Origin of the sequence: Streptomyces sp. NRRL S-37, assembly GCF_000721605.1 — a bacterium.
Taxonomy (GTDB): Bacteria; Actinomycetota; Actinomycetes; order Streptomycetales; family Streptomycetaceae; genus Streptomyces.
This window is the reverse complement of record NZ_JOIZ01000010.1, coordinates 1-13,887: the sequence shown is the minus strand read 5'-3', so window position 1 is coordinate 13,887 and position 13,887 is coordinate 1. Positions and strand designations below refer to the sequence as shown.

The window sequence follows — 13,887 nt, the reverse complement described above, 5'->3', positions numbered from 1 at the left end:
TCCTGGGTGAAAGGAAAGGTGGATCGCCTGGGGGTCAGCGGCTGTGCGCCGCGCTCTGTGCCTCAAGGGGCGCGGCCGGGGCAGGCGGCGTGGGAGTCGGCGAGGCAGAGGTCGGGGCCGGGATGCGGGCCAGGCTCTGCAGGACGGCGGCGACCGACTTGGCGTGGGTCTCGCGGACGGCGACGGCTTCGGCGAGCCGGCGGGTGCCGTCGAGGAGGTGGGAGACCTCGTGCGGGCCGATCTGCCGCTCGGGGTGGATGAGCCGGGCAAGGTGCTCGCGGTGGAAGTCGATGCTGCGCTCGGCCAGGGCGAGGGTGTCGTGCATGCCGAGCAGGGCGGAGAGCATGCCGGGTTGCTGGTCCTGTGCGTGGGCTTCGAGGTCGGCGAGCGGTGCGCCGTACAGGTCCTCGATCCGTCCGGCTATGTCGGTGGACGTGAGGTGGGGCAATCGAGGGCTTTCACGGTCGGCGGACCCGGGCCGCCCCTGCACGCTGGGGCGCCGGGGCGGCAGACGGGGGCAGGGTGGCGGTGGCCCTGAGGTGCGCCGTTCGTACGGGCCGGGCCTGCTGGGCAGGCGGGGGCATGGTACGCAGCAGCTCGCCGAGGGCTGCGCGGTAGCCGTCGCGGGCCTCCAGCGCTGCTTCCAGCCACTGGGCGTCGAAGCGGAGCGTGTCCGCCGACAGTTCGTCCATGTTGCGGTCGGGGTCCATGTCGGCGTGGACGCGGTCGCGGACGCGGGCGACCTGTTCCTCGGTGAGCGCCAGGAACGAGCGCAGTTCCAGGGCACGGGCGAGTGCGGGCGAGGCATCGTGGCCGGCAGCCGCCTCGTACAGCTCGGGTACCGGGTTCCCGAAGATCCTCTGCAGGTCGCCGTCCATGGTGCTGGCCTTGTCCCGGCTCATCGGGCGGACCTTGCCGACCGCCACGCTGACGCCGGTGCGGCCGTACCCGCAGGCCGGTTAGGGGCGCTGGTCTGCACCGCCGGCCCGGTTCGGGGCCGAAGCCGGGCGAGACGCTGTGCGGCAAGGTCCTTCTTCCCCGCAGCGTCCGGGTCGAGAAGCCATCGCACGACCATGGCCCGGCCGTCGCGGGCGGTGACGGCCGCGTTCACCCGGTGGGCGAAGCCCATCGTCGGGTCGTCGACCTCGCTGGGCTGGGTCTGCAGGGCTGCGAGGAGGTCGTCCTCCGCGCGCTCCAGCACGGATTGGGCCTCGACGAGAAGGCCGTGCCACTTGACGACGTCGGTGGCGTCGCGATTTGCGGTCGGAGCGGCGGCGACCGCGGCCTTCAGTTGGTCCATGCCCATGTCGAAGCGGGCCTCGATCCGTTGGGTGAGCACGCCCACGACATCCGCAGACACATCGGATATGCCGTCGGTCAAAAGGAATCTCCTGTTCTGGAAAGGTCGATGCCTGGGGAATGCGAGGGGGCGGCCGTACTCAGCGCCTCGGCCACTGAGCGAGGCGTGCTGATTCCAGTCAGTCCAGGCACATGCGGACGTCGCGGTAGACGTACGTGCCGGAGACCCAGCCCTTGACGCCGGTCGTCTTGTCCGTGATGTAGAGCCAGTTGCCGCTCTTCTTGGCCACGCTGAACTTGTGGCGCTTGTAGAGCACGCCGAGCGCGGTGGACTTCGCGCTGGCCTTGGACCGGATGGTCACGGCACTGGCGTGCACCGCGTACGGGAGCGGCGGCAGGTTGTGGCAGTTCACGGCGGGGGCGGCGGTTGCTGCAGTGGGTACGGTCGCGGCGCTGGCGGGCGTGGCGGACAGCGCCGGCAGCGCGAGCGCGCCGAGCATCGCCGCGGATATGGCAATTCGGGTGGAGCGCATGCGGAAGAAACCTCCGTGAAGGCACAGGGAATGCGGGGAAGGGGCCGCGGGAGTTGTCCCGGCGGCTGTATAAGAGTCCGGAGAATCGCCGGTTTGGCTAACCGGCGATCGTCGGCTATGTTGCGCCGCCCGCGTGGGGCTGAGCGCTCAGCGTGAACGGCCTGGCGGGCGCGGGGCAGGGGCCTTGGCGGCACCGGCCGGGCAGCTGGCTGTGGCTGTCGGGTGGACTGACGGGAGAGGGTCGGCCTCGCCGGTGAGGCGGTCGTTGCACCACTGCAGGGCCTCACCGGCCGTGTCGAAGCCGCCCTCCCGCAGGGTGTGCGTCCACCTCTCGGTATCGACCTCCTCGACCACCACGCGGAACGGGCTGGGGGCTTGCTCGTCCAGGGCACGCAGAACCACGACAATGACCATGTCGTCCGGGTCGTCGCTGGTGTAGGAGTAGCTCATGGTGTAGTGGTCGCCGTCGCCTGCGAGGCGTCGCTCCAATGCTCGCGTGGCCTCGTCCGCCGGAGGCGGGCCCAGTTCGGGGTCGAGGCCGATGGCGTCGTGCGGGCAGCCGCGGTGGATGAGCCAGGACTGCGCCATCGCGGAGAGCGGCAGCGGAGCCTGCTCAAAGCTGAACGTCTGCTTCTCGTAGTCCCGTTGCAGATGAATGGCCAGCACCTGGGGCATGCCGGGGCTCCAGGTGGCGGTGCGGTCGAACAGCACGTAGTAGCTGTGCGGACCGTCGTGGTGCTCGGCGAGGGGGACGAGCATGTCCTCGTGGACAGCGACCTTGCGGTAGAAGTCGAGGTACCTCTCCTCGTCGGCGTCGAGGTCATCCAACTCGAAGTCGACCTGGGGAATTGGCTTCCGGACCGGCGCCGGTTCGGTGGGGGACAACAAGAGCCTTTCGGTGGAGTTCAGCGCCGCTTCGCCGGAGTGGACGGCGATGCGCCGGGGCGAGCTGGGCTCTTCGGCGCATGCGTCGTGGGAGTCCGGCGGGCGTCGAGCAGTGCGGCTCGTCCGGCGTCGGTGAGGGAGACGGGCTGGCCCGCGTGAACCGGGTGGCTGGTGTCCCGGACGATCAGGCCGGCGCGGTCCAGCTTCTGCATCTGGCAATAGGAGATGCGGGTGCCGGAGGCGGCGGTCACGGATGCCCGGCCGGTCAGGAGGTGTTCGTGAAGCTTGGCACCGCCGGCGATGGCGAGCAGTGCCGCCCGATCGTCGGTCGAAAGCGGTGGTCCGTCGGGCATCGATGCTGCGGCGGCGGCCTCGATGGGCTCCAGGGCGGCGAGCACCCTTTGCGCGGCGGCGTCGCGCGCGTCGGTGGCTTCCGCCAGATGGTCCACGGTGCGGTCGATGCGTACGAACAGGGCGCCGTCGACAGAGAATTCACCGCTCGTGAGCCGGTTGAGCAGCTTGAGGTAGAAGGTGACGCCGATCTGGGCGCTGGCCAGCGTGCGGTGCCGGTCGACCATCTGGGCATGCGGTTCGTCGAGGACGCCACGGTCGCGGTAGGCCCACAGGGTGTCGATGTCGTGGCCGGTGACCGCTTCGATGCGGTGATCGAGCTGCGTGACCGCACGCCGCATGGGTGTCGGCGCGGGCTGAGGAGGCATAGGCGACGCTCCGTGCGCTCAGCGGGTGGGACGGGGCGCGGGGTTGTGTGCGGGACGGGACAGACCCGGCAGTGCGGTAGGCGGCGGACCGGGCCGGGGCACGGAAGCGCGGGTGGTCAGCTGCGGGGAGCGCGAGCGGGCCGCGTGCGTGCGGGCGCTCAGCGGCCGGCGGGTCATCCCCAGGCGGCGGCCGACCTCGTCGTAGACGTCGTTGCCCGCACGCGGCCGGACCGCGACGACGTGGATCTCCTTGTGGTGGACGGATTCCGCAGGCGCCGGACGGACGCCATAGACGACGCGCCAGTCCTTGCGGGAGTCCACGAACAACTTTCGGAATCCCTCCAGGTCACCGTCGAGGCGCAGCCCGAAGCGCTGCGCGTTCACGACTTCCTGCAGACAAGCGAGGGTGAGGTCGCGGATGTCGCTGGGGGCCTGGAGGAGATCGGTCAGTGCGCGAGGGTCGAAGCTCAAGGCGAAGACAGGCTCTCCCACTCCCCCGTTCATGACGCCGACTCGTCCGGCCCGGCAGTGCCAGCGCCATCCGCCGTGGCCGCCGTTTCCGTGCGCACGGACGGCGGCGGGCCGGGCAGGAGACGGTGCGCGGGCCGGTCGGGGGAGGTCATGCAGGCCGACAGCGGTCCGCCCGGCGCGCGGATGGCCGCAACGGCGTGCGTGAGGAAGTCGCGGTGCCACACGAACAGGCCGCTCAATCCGGCTTCGGGATCCTTGTGCTGCTGGTAGGCGAGCCACAGGGCGTGGAGCCAGGCCACGACGTCGTCGTGATCCTGCCACTGCAGGCACCAGGGCGCCGCGGTGGTGACCTCCGCCCCGTAGACCGGGAGGAAGAAGTCGTCGACCCAGTCCGACAAGGCGTCGAGTTCGTCTTCCCGTTCCTCCCCGTCGAGTTCCAGGATCGGGCGGGGCTCCGGCGGAGCGGGCGCCGGGGGCCCGCCGAGGCCCGGCATGCCGAATGCGGCGAAGGGCGAGCCACTCGGTGCCGGCGCGGATGCGAGGTGGTCGAGCTGCTGAGCCTGTTGCGCCGACTGCTCCATAAGCCGCCGCACGCTCGCCTCGATTCCCTCCAACTGCGGATCCGGAATACGAACCGGCTCCAACTCTCCATCGTCAGACGGCTTTGTGGTTTCGGGCACTGGCAGTTCAGCCTCCTACTAGTCAGGGAAGATGAAAGGGCGAAAGCACTTCACGCGTGCCGCCCAGCAAGGTGCATGTCCGCTCCGGCGGTACTCCGCCGACGGCTATGCGAGGAGCCGGTTGCGTTGGTCGCAGGAGAGGACGCGGCTCAGGTTGCGAGAACCATGTCGTCCTGCGTGAGGGTTGCGCGGATCGTCTCGGTGAGCCGGTCGGCCGCGATCGACGCGTAGTGCTCGGTCTTCTCCACGCCGATGAAGTCCCGGCCTTCCAGCAGGGCGGCAACGCCCGTGGAGCCGGAGCCGGCGCAGAAGTCGAGGACCGTGCCGCCTTCGGGGCTGATCTTGACCAGTTCGCGCATCACCTCGACCGGCTTCTGCGTGATGTGCTGGCGCTTCGCGCCCGAGGGCTGCGAAGCCGAATACATGCCGGGCAGGTAGACCGGGTTCCGGGAGCCGTCGATCGGTCCCTTCGACGCCCAGACGATGAATTCGCAGTTCTGGGTGAACCGGCCCTTCTGGGGCCTGGCCTGCGGCTTGTGCCAGGCCAGCACACCGCGCCACAACCACCCGGCCGCCTGGATCGCGTCCGTTGTCGTGGGAAGTTGACGCCAGTCGGTGAACAGCAGCGCGGTCCCGCCGGTCTTCGTGAGGCGGTGCGCTTCGGTCATGATCTGCGTCAGCCAGAACGAGTAGGACCTCTGGTCCATGTTCTCGCCGGTGAAGTCGGCAAGGTCGTTCTTGGAATCGGCGGAGGTGTACTTCTGCTTCGCAGAGCGGGTGGTGCGCTCCTTCGCGGTTCGGCCGCCGCTGTTGTACGGCGGGTCGGTGATGACGGAGTCGACGCAGCCGTCCGGGAGACCGGAGAGAACGGCCAGAGCGTCGCCCTGGTGCAGGGAAAAAGGCAAAGAGGAACCCCTATTCGGGTGCGGAAACGCGGAGGGAATCGCCGCCTCGCGCAGGAGTCCTCGCGGGCCGGAAGTGGGCATGCAGAAGCCCGTGGCCGCAGACCGAGGAGGGCGAGGGGGAGTCCAAAAACTGTAGAGGCGGATCCGCCGACGACCAAGAAATGCCGTGCTGAGGTGCCGGTTTCCGGCACCTCACGCGGACTTTTTGGTCAACCGCCGATCCGCACCTACTGTTTTTGAACCGCCCGGCGCACACCGCCACTGGCTACTCCCCTGCCACACCTCACGGAGGTACCCCCTGCCCTGGCACACCTAGCTCACGGCCCGGCCACACGGAGCGAGCGGCAACTCGCCCACACCGGCCCGCCTCCGATCGCCCACCCCGGCCGCCGCGCCCTTCCACCACGCTTCGCGCACGCGGCACGCCGGACACCACATCTTGAAGGACTCGTTCATGACGTCTCGTTACCCACCCATAGCCGAACCCGCTGACCGGCGAACGGTCCGCTCGGGTTGAAGGGGCTCGCCGCCGGTATCGGCGTCGTCTTCCTCTCCCCGATCCTGCTCGCCGGCGCTGGCATGATGCTGGCCTCCTCCGCTGACGCTGTGCAGAGCAGCGGCTCCTTCAGCAGCTGTCTGAACGACATCGACAGCGGCAAGGTCGCCGAGCAGGTGACCAAGATCCTCGACGGCGCGTCCGGAAAGGACGTGCACGTCGACGGCCTGGACCTGCCCGCCGAGCAGGTCCCCAACGCGGCGACGATCGTGGCCGCCGGCCTCTCGCTCGACGTCCCGAAGAAGGGACAGATCATCGCGCTCGCCACGGCGATGCAGGAGAGCCGGCTGCGCAACCTGGGCTACGGGGACCGCGACTCCCTCGGTCTGTTCCAGCAGCGTCCCTCCCAGGGCTGGGGCAGCGCCCAGCAGATCCGCGATCCTGTCTACGCCTCCGAGCAGTTCTACAAGCACTTGCTCAAGGTGGACGGCTGGCAGCAGATGACCGTCACCCAGGCCGCCCAAGCCGTGCAGAAGTCCGGCCTACCGGACGCGTATGCGCAGTGGGAGAACCTGGCCACCGCGCTGCAGGGCGCCATCGTCAAGACCTTCCCCGGCGCCGGCGATGACGCGGATGACAAGGACACGAACCAGGGCGAGACGCCGTCGCCCAGTACGACCGGCTGCGCGCCGAGCCAGGACGGTTCAGGCTTCGGCCGCATCCCCGAGGGAAGCGTCCCCAAGGGTTACTCGATCCCCAAGGACGCCGACCCGAAGGCCCGTAAGGCCATCGAGTGGGCGATGCACCAGCTCGGCACGCTCTACCAGTGGGGCGGATCCTGCACGAACGCGCACGGCCCCGACCCCATGGGCCGCTGCGACTGCTCCAGCCTGATGCAGCAGGCGTACGCCCATGCCGGGATCACGCTCACCCGTACCACGTATACGCAGGTCAACGAGGGCCAAGCGGTCTCGCCCGCCCACCTCAAGCCCGGCGACCTGATCTTCAGCCGCGGCACCGCCGCCCGGCCCGAGCACGTCGGCATGTACATGGGCGAGGGCCTCGTCATCGAGGCGCCGCGCACCACTAAACCGGTCCGGATCACCCCGATCAAGGACTGGAACATTCTCGCCGCCCGCCGCGTCCTCTGACGCTACCCCGCCCGGCATCGCATCGGACGGGCCCGCTTCCGCGCCCCTCGCGCACCTCCCCTCCGCTCTCCCCTTCCCGTCGGCCCCCGCCTGGCCGCGTATGCAAGGAGCCCCGCCACACCTATGTCCGTCCCTCTCGCAGACCGCGTCATCCAGCTCGCCTACGACCCAGGAATCTCGCCCAAGGGCGGCGGCCTGCCCGGTCTGAGCGTGCTGAAGAACGTCGTCAACAGCATCAACATGTTCGGGATCATCGCCGTCGTCGGTGCCCTCGCCGTCTCGCTCGGTGTATGGGCCTGGGGCCACCACACCGGCGGCCACCAGGCCGAGGCCAACGGAAAGAAGGGCGCGGTCGTCGCCGCCGGCGCCGCCCTCGGTCTAGGTGCCGCGAACGGAATCGTCGCCTTCTTCTCCGGCCTGGGGTCTCAGGTCCACTGATGCGAAGCCGTTTCCTTTCCCTTTCGCTGCCCTCGTACGGCTCGGGCTGGTCGGCCAACCGGCGCATCGCCATCGGCGCCGTCGCCATCGCCGTCCTGCTCGCCATCGCCGCGATCGTCGCCCTGCTGACCGGCGGCGACAACGGCCACCAAGCTCCGGACAGCGTCGCGCCAGCCCCGACCGGCAGCCCGTCCTCCTCCGAAGCCGCCCCCAAGCCTTCCTCCGGATCCGGGTCGGTACCCGAGCAGCCTCAGATCGCCGAGCCGGTCGCCTACGCCAAGGCAGCAGCCCAGATGCTCTGGTCCTACGACACCCGCGACACCAGCCGCGACCAGCAGCTCGCCGGCATGCACGCCTGGATGACCACCGAGACCAAGTACGCCGACTGGACCTCGGTCTCCGGCCAGGTACCCGACCCGGTGCTCTGGTCGCGCATGGCCGACCAGGACCAGCACGCCACCGCCCACGTCACCGAGGGCCACTACCCCGGCGCCTTCAAGCAGGCGCTGACCGACGACCCGTCCGCAATCACCGAGGCGTACATCTACGTCGTCACCGTCAACGGCACGCAGCAGATCGCCTGGAAGAACGGCGGCGCAGGGGCCGAGGAACGCGCCGTGACCCTCGCCGTCCAGTGCCGCCCCCACCAGGACTGCTCCCTGGCCGCCATCGCTCCGAGCGTCACCCAGTGACCCGCGCCTGACACGAGAAAGGAGGAGTAACTCCCCGTGGGTTTCTGCAATCTGCCTCTGGCAGACAAGTTGTGCGCCGTCGGCGACGCGGTGGATCTCGCCTCGAACCCTGGCAAGGCCATCGGTGACTGGATGGCGAAGTCGGCAGGTGAACTGGCAGCCGCATCGGCAGACCTGGCCGCCGAGGCGGTCGACACCACCACCAGGGTCGACTTGAACGCCGCGTGGTTCCGCGATAACTACGAGATGCTTCTGCCGCTGGGCCTGGTCCTGCTGGTCGCCACCTTCTGCGCGCAACTGGTCCGGGCAGCCGTCAGACGGGACGGTCAAGCCCTCACTCAAGCCTTCACCGGCACGGTCTCGGGCGTCCTGTTCGCCTTTTGCGCCATCGCCCTGACTACGGTCGCCATCGAAGTGGTCGACGCGGTCTCCGACGGCCTGTTCAAGGCCGCGAAGTTGGACATCGCCTCGGCCGTACGCCGCATCGTGAAGGTCAACCAGATCCCCGGTCTGGCCGGCCTCGGCTGGCTCGTCGCCGTCGTCGCCGGTCTGGGCGCCGCCGTCGGCGCCGTCCTGTACTGGTGCGTGATGATGGTCCGCAAGGTTGGCATCCTCGTCATGGTCACCCTCGCGGTCTTCGCCTCCGCCGGCGGCGGCTGGGAGGTCGCTCGCCGGTGGCGCAGGGGCTGGATCGAGGCCACCGCCACCCTCGTCGTCAGCAAACTCCTGATGACCGTGATCTTCGTCCTCGGCATCGCCGCCATGGGCAAGACCGAGTCCAAGGACGGCATCGCCGCGCTTGCCGACGTCATGTCCGGCATCGTGATCATGATCCTGGTATTGCTGTGCCCGTACGCGGTCTTCAAGTTCGTGCACTGGGCAGCCGACGGCACCGACGGCGAGTCCATCCACCGTGCCGGCGGCGCCGGAGCGCAGATCGCGAAGGCCCACGCCGAGAAGGCCGCCCGCAAGGCCGCCGCAGCCGCAGCCACCGCCGGAACCGGTGGCGCCGCAGCCGGAGCAGGTGGCGTCGCAGCCGGAGCGGGTGCCGCCCCACAAGGCCCCGACGGCGGCGGATTCCCCGGCGACATCGCCGCCAACTCGACAGGCGGAGGCACCGAAGGCAAGGACGGTGCGCAGGGCGGCGGATCGGGACGCTCACCCGGCGGCGATGCCGTGAAGTCCGTCCTGGAGAAGGCCGTCCAGCCTGCGCCGACAAGTGTGACCGACGACACCAGCGGCCAGGTAGGAGGCAGCTCGGGACCGGGCGGATCCGGCGCGAATGCCGCGTCCGGCCAAGGCGGCGGATGGCATACCACTCCGCCGACGACGACACCGCCTCCGCAGGGCGCACCCCCGTCTTCCGGCTCACAGAACGCCGCGTCGAGCGGGTCGGCTCCGCCGCCGCCTCCGACCGGCCTGTGACCCCTGTCCGACTCCCGGGGGTGGGACGTGCACGCCACCTCCCGCCCCGGACTCCACCCGCGCCTCCAGGATCCGCCCCCATGACTGATCTTTCTGTCGCTCCGGTCACGGTGAAGTTCCCGCACCGGTCCCGCCGCGGCATCCTCCTCGGCCTTTCCCTACCCCAGCTCGTCCTCGTCTCCTGCACGCTGGCCCTGCTGCTGATGACGGTGATCTCCACTGGGCTGCTCGGCGCCCTCGCCCTGGCACCGCTGTGGGCGGCATCCGGTGCGCTGGTCGCGATCCGCCGGCACGGCCGCTCCCTGATCGACTGGGCGCCGATCGTCACCCGGTACGCGCACCGCCGCCGTACCGGCCAGGCCCTCTGGCTCGCCCGGCCCGTCACCCGGCCCCGGCAGAACGGCGTCCTTCACCTGCCCGGCACCGCCGCCTCCCTGAAGGTGGTTACCCCGGGCGATTCCGCCAACGGAGCCGCGGCCGTCCACGACCCGCACCAGCAGACTCTGACTGCCATCGCCCGCGTCACCAGCCGTGCTTTCGCCCTCCTCGACCCGGCGACCCAGAACCACAACGTCTCCAGCTGGGGGCGCGCGCTGGCGGGTATCGCCCGCACCGGGCACGTCGCCACCGTGCAGGTGCTGGAGCGCACCGTGCCCGACAGCGGCGACACCCTCACCCGCCACTGGACCCACAACGGGCAGCCCCAGACCCCCATCGCTGGGCAGATCTACTCCGAGCTGGTCGCCTCTGCCGGCCCGGCCGCCGCCCCGCACGAGACCTACCTCGCCATCTCCCTCGACCTCAAGGCTGCCCGGCGCCTGATCTCGCAGGCCGGCGGAGGGCTGCCCGGGGCGTTCACCGTCATGCAGCAGACCACCGCGTCCATCGCGCAGGCCGCCCGCAACGCGGGTCTGCAGGTCACCGGGTGGCTGAGCGCGCGGGAGATCGCCGCCGTCATTCGCACCGCCTACGACCCGAAGGCCCTCGCCGCGCTCCAGCAGTGGTCCGAGACCGGCCGTGCCGAGGCCGACCCTGCAGCCGCCGGTCCCGTCGTCCAGGTCGAGGAGTACGACCGCCTCGCCACCGACAGCGCCCGGCACGCGACCTACTGGGTGGAGAACTGGCCGAGGACGGAGATGGGGGCCGGGTTCCTGCACGGGATCATGTTCACGGCCGGCGTGCGCCGCAGCCTCTCCCTTATATACGCGCCCCAGGGGCTCGAGTCCGCACTACGGGACGTCCAGCGCAAGAAGGCCGCAATCATCGCCGACGCCAACGAACGCGCACGCCGCGGACAGGTCGACTCCGAAGAGGACTCCGTCGAATACGCCGACGTCAAAACCCGCGAACGCCAGCTCATCGCCGGGCACGCGGACGTGGCCCTGACCGGCCTGGTCACCGTCACCGCCGAGACCGACGCCCTCCTGGACGCCGCCTGCGCCCAGATCGAGACCCACGCCGTCACCTCCGGCGTCGACCTCCGACGGCTCAACTACCAGCAGCCGGACGCCTTCGCCCTCACCGCGCTCCCGCTCGCCCGCACCGCCCTGTGAACCAGCCGCGCCCGCGCGCCCTGGCCCACTGCACTCCGGATCACCCGCGACGGAACCGCCCGTCGCCGCCCTGCCTACCGGCAGGAAGGACCACCACCTTTGACCTCTCCCCCACGCCCCGACGACGCGCACCCCTACCTCCGCGCCGCGAGCGCCGGCATCCGCCACCACGCACGAGCCCTGGCTCCGTCGGCCGCTGACCCGCCCAGGCCCGTGGACCGTCTGCACTTCGACGTGCTGCACGCCCACCTCACCGCTCTGCTCCAGCTTCTGGACCGGCTCGCCGATAACGCCCGGCCACCTCACCCGGCCGCGGGACGTCACCTGGCCACCGCTCACACAAGGCTCTGGCAGGCCACCACCGAAGTCCACGCTGCCTTCCACCTGCTGCCCGGCCCGACCGAGACCACCGTCAAGACGAGCGCCTGTCATCCGGAGCGGCTTCCCGAGGGCCCGCCCGTGCTGACGATCTGCCAGCGCCACCTCGCCGCCGGACACGTCGTCCGCCGCAAAACCACCCCCACCGACCTCCGCCCGCACACCACGGCCTGCGTGCGATGAGCACCACCCGCAGAATCGAGGGCCCCCGATGAGCCACCGGCCCGCCCGTCGCGCCCGCCGCGCGTCCGCCAGCCCGCTGTTCACCCCCCACGGCGCCGACCGCGCCAGCCGCAAGGCCGCCCGCCGCCGGCTCGCCGAGGCCACCGCCAAGGCCCGTGCTGAAGCCACTGCCCACCAGGGCGACAGCACGCCCGCCGAGCAGCAGATGCCCGCCGCGCTCTACCCACCGAGCGGACGCCCCGGGCCCGCCTCCTCTCGCGGGAACCAGCTGCGGCTGCCCGCCCACCGCATGACCACCGCGGTCGCGGCCGGCGCCTATCCCTTCCTCGCCGAAGGCGGACTCGGGGCCGAGGGCATCTACATCGGCCGCGACGTCCACGCCGAGGCCAGTTTCGTGTTCGACCCGTTCGCTCTGTACGGCAAGGTCGAGGGGTTCACCAACCCGAACCTGCTGCTCGCCGGCGTGATCGGCCAGGGCAAGAGCGCGCTGGCCAAGTCCTTCGCGCTGCGGTCGGTCGCCTTCGGATACCGCGTCTACGTACCGTGTGACCCGAAGGGCGAGTGGACGCCGGTGGCGGAAGCCCTCGGCGGCCGGTCCGTCGCCCTCGGGCCCGGACTGCCCGGACGCCTGAACCCCCTGGATGCAGCCCCTCGCCCGGAGGGCGTGGCCGAGGCCGACTGGGTCGGCGAAATCCGCAAGCGGCGCCTGCTCCTGCTCGGCTCCCTGGCCCGGACCGTCCTGGGCCGGGACCTGATGCCCATGGAGCACACCGCGCTGGACGTCGCCCTCGACGCCGTCGTCACCCGCCCCGCCGAAACGCACCGCACGCCGCTCCTCGGCGATATCGCCACCACCCTCAACAACCCGCACGCCCTCGACGAGGCCGCCGGGATGATGTCGGGCCAGCTCGGCGACGCAGCCCGCGACCTGGCCCACGCCATGCGGCGCCTGGTCCACGGCGACCTGGCCGGCATGTTCGACGCCCCCTCCACCGTGAGCTTCGACCCCAACGCGCCAATGCTCACCATCGACCTGTCCCGCCTCGGCGGGTCCGGGGACGACACCGCCCTCGTCCTCGCGATGACCTGCGCCTCCGCCTGGATGGAATCCGCCCTCTCCGATCCCAGCGGCGGCCGGCGCTGGATCGTCTACGACGAGGCGTGGCGCCTGATGCGGCACGTCGGGCTGCTTCAACGGATGCAGGCCCAATGGAAGCTGTCCCGGGGCCTGGGCATCGCGAATCTGATGGTGATCCACCGGCTGTCCGACCTGCTCACCGCCGGCGACGCCGGATCACAAGGCCGCGCCCTGGCCGAGGGCCTCCTGGCGGACTGCTCCACCCGAATCATCTACCGGCAGGAGACCGACCAGCTCCACGCCGCGGCCTCCCTGCTCGGCCTGACCTCCGTCGAGATGGACGCCATCGCCCACCTCAACCGCGGCCGTGGCCTGTGGAAGGTCGCAGGCCGCAGCTTCATCGTGCAGCACCTCCTGCACAGCCACGAACTGGCGCTCTTCGACACCGACGCCCGCATGCACTGAAAACGCGGCTCCGGGTTCACGAATCCTGACAACATCCCAGCAAGGAAGCCACCATCGAAACCTATCCGACCATCAACCTCTTCCCGTCACTCGACGAAGAGGACCTGAAGGCACTCGCCGATGACATACGCGAGAACGGGCTCCAGCACCCCATCGTCCTTGACCGGAAGGGTCGCCTTCTCGATGGACGAGGAAGGCTCGCGGCGTGCGAACTCGCACAGGTAGAGGCGGAATTCACCACCTATGACGGCGACCGTCCGGACGCCTACGTCCTCTCCGTCAATCTCCGCCGTCGAAGCCTCACTAAGAGGTCCTAACAAAGGCGTTGGACGTGTCGGTGGGTGATGAGGCAGGTGGCGAGGCCGAGGAAGGCCTCGTGGATGTCGTCGCGTCTCTCCCAGCGGACACGAAGCCTGCGGAAGCCGTGAAGCCAGGAAGTTGGGTCGGCCGCACGGTGAGGTTCCTGCCGTGGCAGGTCCTGTTCCGCGCGGCCTCCCGCCGAACCGGACATGACGGTTTCCCGGTCATCCGGCTCT

At 70.2% G+C, this 13,887-nt stretch carries 17 protein-coding genes and 1 pseudogene; 8 read left to right on the top strand and 10 right to left on the bottom strand.

All coding sequences use genetic code 11. The features are described from left to right. Positions 1–34: 34 nt before the first annotated feature. The 9 genes from IH50_RS0116240 to IH50_RS0116200 form a co-directional block, all read right to left on the bottom strand. Positions 35–448: a hypothetical protein gene (locus tag IH50_RS0116240; protein WP_030861888.1), complete on the bottom strand. Its 414-nt coding sequence runs from the start codon at positions 446–448 to the stop codon at positions 35–37. A gap of 10 nt (positions 449–458) precedes the next feature. Beyond that, complete coding sequence (locus tag IH50_RS0116235; RefSeq protein WP_030861886.1) at positions 459–902, bottom strand: hypothetical protein; 444 nt, start codon at positions 900–902, stop codon at positions 459–461. After that, a complete protein-coding gene (locus IH50_RS0116230; RefSeq protein ID WP_030861884.1) occupies positions 899–1,381 on the bottom strand; it encodes a hypothetical protein in 483 nt (160 codons plus the stop codon). Before IH50_RS0116230 ends, IH50_RS0116235 begins: the two co-directional genes overlap by 4 nt. A 97-nt stretch (positions 1,382–1,478) precedes the next feature. After that, complete coding sequence (locus IH50_RS0116225) at positions 1,479–1,799, bottom strand: SH3 domain-containing protein (protein WP_030861883.1); 321 nt, start codon at positions 1,797–1,799, stop codon at positions 1,479–1,481. Between the two features lie 180 nt (positions 1,800–1,979). Continuing rightward, the gene (locus tag IH50_RS0116220) at positions 1,980–2,720 is read right to left on the bottom strand and encodes a hypothetical protein (RefSeq protein WP_030861882.1); all 741 of its coding nucleotides are present in this window, start codon (positions 2,718–2,720) and stop codon (positions 1,980–1,982) included. 17 nt (positions 2,721–2,737) lie between these two features. Next, entirely contained in the window at positions 2,738–3,436 is a 699-nt protein-coding gene (locus IH50_RS0116215) for a hypothetical protein (RefSeq protein ID WP_030861881.1), read from the bottom strand. A gap of 18 nt (positions 3,437–3,454) precedes the next feature. Then, a complete protein-coding gene (locus IH50_RS0116210) occupies positions 3,455–3,940 on the bottom strand; it encodes a hypothetical protein (RefSeq protein WP_030861879.1) in 486 nt (161 codons plus the stop codon). Then, positions 3,937–4,488 carry a DUF4913 domain-containing protein gene (locus IH50_RS0116205; RefSeq protein WP_030861877.1) on the bottom strand — a complete coding sequence of 184 codons (552 nt, stop codon included), beginning with the start codon at positions 4,486–4,488 and terminating at the stop codon, positions 3,937–3,939. The genes IH50_RS0116210 and IH50_RS0116205 overlap by 4 nt, the downstream gene beginning before the upstream one ends. A gap of 248 nt (positions 4,489–4,736) precedes the next feature. Beyond that, the gene (locus IH50_RS0116200; protein ID WP_030861875.1) at positions 4,737–5,492 is read right to left on the bottom strand and encodes a DNA-methyltransferase; all 756 of its coding nucleotides are present in this window, start codon (positions 5,490–5,492) and stop codon (positions 4,737–4,739) included. A 513-nt stretch (positions 5,493–6,005) separates the two neighbouring features. On the opposite strand from IH50_RS0116200, the gene IH50_RS0116195 reads away from it, so the two are divergent. The 8 genes from IH50_RS0116195 (at position 6,006) to IH50_RS39790 (ending at position 13,668) form a co-directional block, all read left to right on the top strand. Continuing rightward, a complete protein-coding gene (locus tag IH50_RS0116195) occupies positions 6,006–7,139 on the top strand; it encodes a C40 family peptidase (protein WP_030861873.1) in 1,134 nt (377 codons plus the stop codon). A gap of 123 nt (positions 7,140–7,262) precedes the next feature. Continuing rightward, positions 7,263–7,577, top strand: a complete 315-nt coding sequence (locus IH50_RS0116190) for a DUF6112 family protein (protein WP_011031268.1) — start codon at positions 7,263–7,265, stop codon at positions 7,575–7,577. After that, complete coding sequence (locus tag IH50_RS0116185; protein ID WP_030861870.1) at positions 7,577–8,269, top strand: hypothetical protein; 693 nt, start codon at positions 7,577–7,579, stop codon at positions 8,267–8,269. Before IH50_RS0116190 ends, IH50_RS0116185 begins: the two co-directional genes overlap by 1 nt. A gap of 36 nt (positions 8,270–8,305) precedes the next feature. Continuing rightward, on the top strand, positions 8,306–9,694 hold the full coding sequence (locus IH50_RS0116180) for an SCO6881 family protein (protein ID WP_030861869.1): 1,389 nt from the start codon (positions 8,306–8,308) through the stop codon (positions 9,692–9,694). An 80-nt stretch (positions 9,695–9,774) separates the two neighbouring features. After that, the gene (locus tag IH50_RS0116175; RefSeq protein WP_030861867.1) at positions 9,775–11,247 is read left to right on the top strand and encodes an SCO6880 family protein; all 1,473 of its coding nucleotides are present in this window, start codon (positions 9,775–9,777) and stop codon (positions 11,245–11,247) included. A gap of 99 nt (positions 11,248–11,346) precedes the next feature. After that, entirely contained in the window at positions 11,347–11,808 is a 462-nt protein-coding gene (locus tag IH50_RS0116170; RefSeq protein WP_030861865.1) for a DUF6238 family protein, read from the top strand. 28 nt (positions 11,809–11,836) lie between these two features. After that, positions 11,837–13,351, top strand: a complete 1,515-nt coding sequence (locus IH50_RS0116165) for a VirB4 family type IV secretion system protein (protein ID WP_030861863.1) — start codon at positions 11,837–11,839, stop codon at positions 13,349–13,351. Positions 13,352–13,404: 53 nt separating this feature from the next. Continuing rightward, positions 13,405–13,668 carry a ParB N-terminal domain-containing protein gene (locus IH50_RS39790; protein WP_324617146.1) on the top strand — a complete coding sequence of 88 codons (264 nt, stop codon included), beginning with the start codon at positions 13,405–13,407 and terminating at the stop codon, positions 13,666–13,668. Here IH50_RS39790 and IH50_RS40960 read toward each other — a convergent pair. Continuing rightward, positions 13,665–13,787 (bottom strand): annotated as a pseudogene (locus IH50_RS40960) (IS5/IS1182 family transposase); the annotation flags it as partial. The gene IH50_RS39790 and the pseudogene IH50_RS40960 sit on opposite strands and share 4 nt — an antisense overlap. Positions 13,788–13,887 lie beyond the last annotated feature (100 nt).

Excerpts from the sequence above, each read along its gene's own strand:
- IH50_RS0116165 (WP_030861863.1), top strand. The coding sequence starts at position 11,837 with ATGAGCCACCGGCCCGCCCGTCGCGCCCGCCGCGCGTCCGCCAGCCCG.
- IH50_RS0116185 (WP_030861870.1), top strand. The coding sequence starts at position 7,577 with ATGCGAAGCCGTTTCCTTTCCCTTTCGCTGCCCTCGTACGGCTCGGGC.
- IH50_RS0116190 (WP_011031268.1), top strand. The coding sequence starts at position 7,263 with ATGTCCGTCCCTCTCGCAGACCGCGTCATCCAGCTCGCCTACGACCCA.
- IH50_RS0116210 (WP_030861879.1), bottom strand. The coding sequence starts at position 3,940 with ATGAACGGGGGAGTGGGAGAGCCTGTCTTCGCCTTGAGCTTCGACCCT.
- IH50_RS0116205 (WP_030861877.1), bottom strand. The coding sequence starts at position 4,488 with ATGGAGCAGTCGGCGCAACAGGCTCAGCAGCTCGACCACCTCGCATCC.
- IH50_RS0116235 (WP_030861886.1), bottom strand. The coding sequence starts at position 902 with ATGAGCCGGGACAAGGCCAGCACCATGGACGGCGACCTGCAGAGGATC.
- IH50_RS0116225 (WP_030861883.1), bottom strand. The coding sequence starts at position 1,799 with ATGCTCGGCGCGCTCGCGCTGCCGGCGCTGTCCGCCACGCCCGCCAGC.
- IH50_RS0116215 (WP_030861881.1), bottom strand. The coding sequence starts at position 3,436 with ATGCCTCCTCAGCCCGCGCCGACACCCATGCGGCGTGCGGTCACGCAG.
- IH50_RS0116175 (WP_030861867.1), top strand. The coding sequence starts at position 9,775 with ATGACTGATCTTTCTGTCGCTCCGGTCACGGTGAAGTTCCCGCACCGG.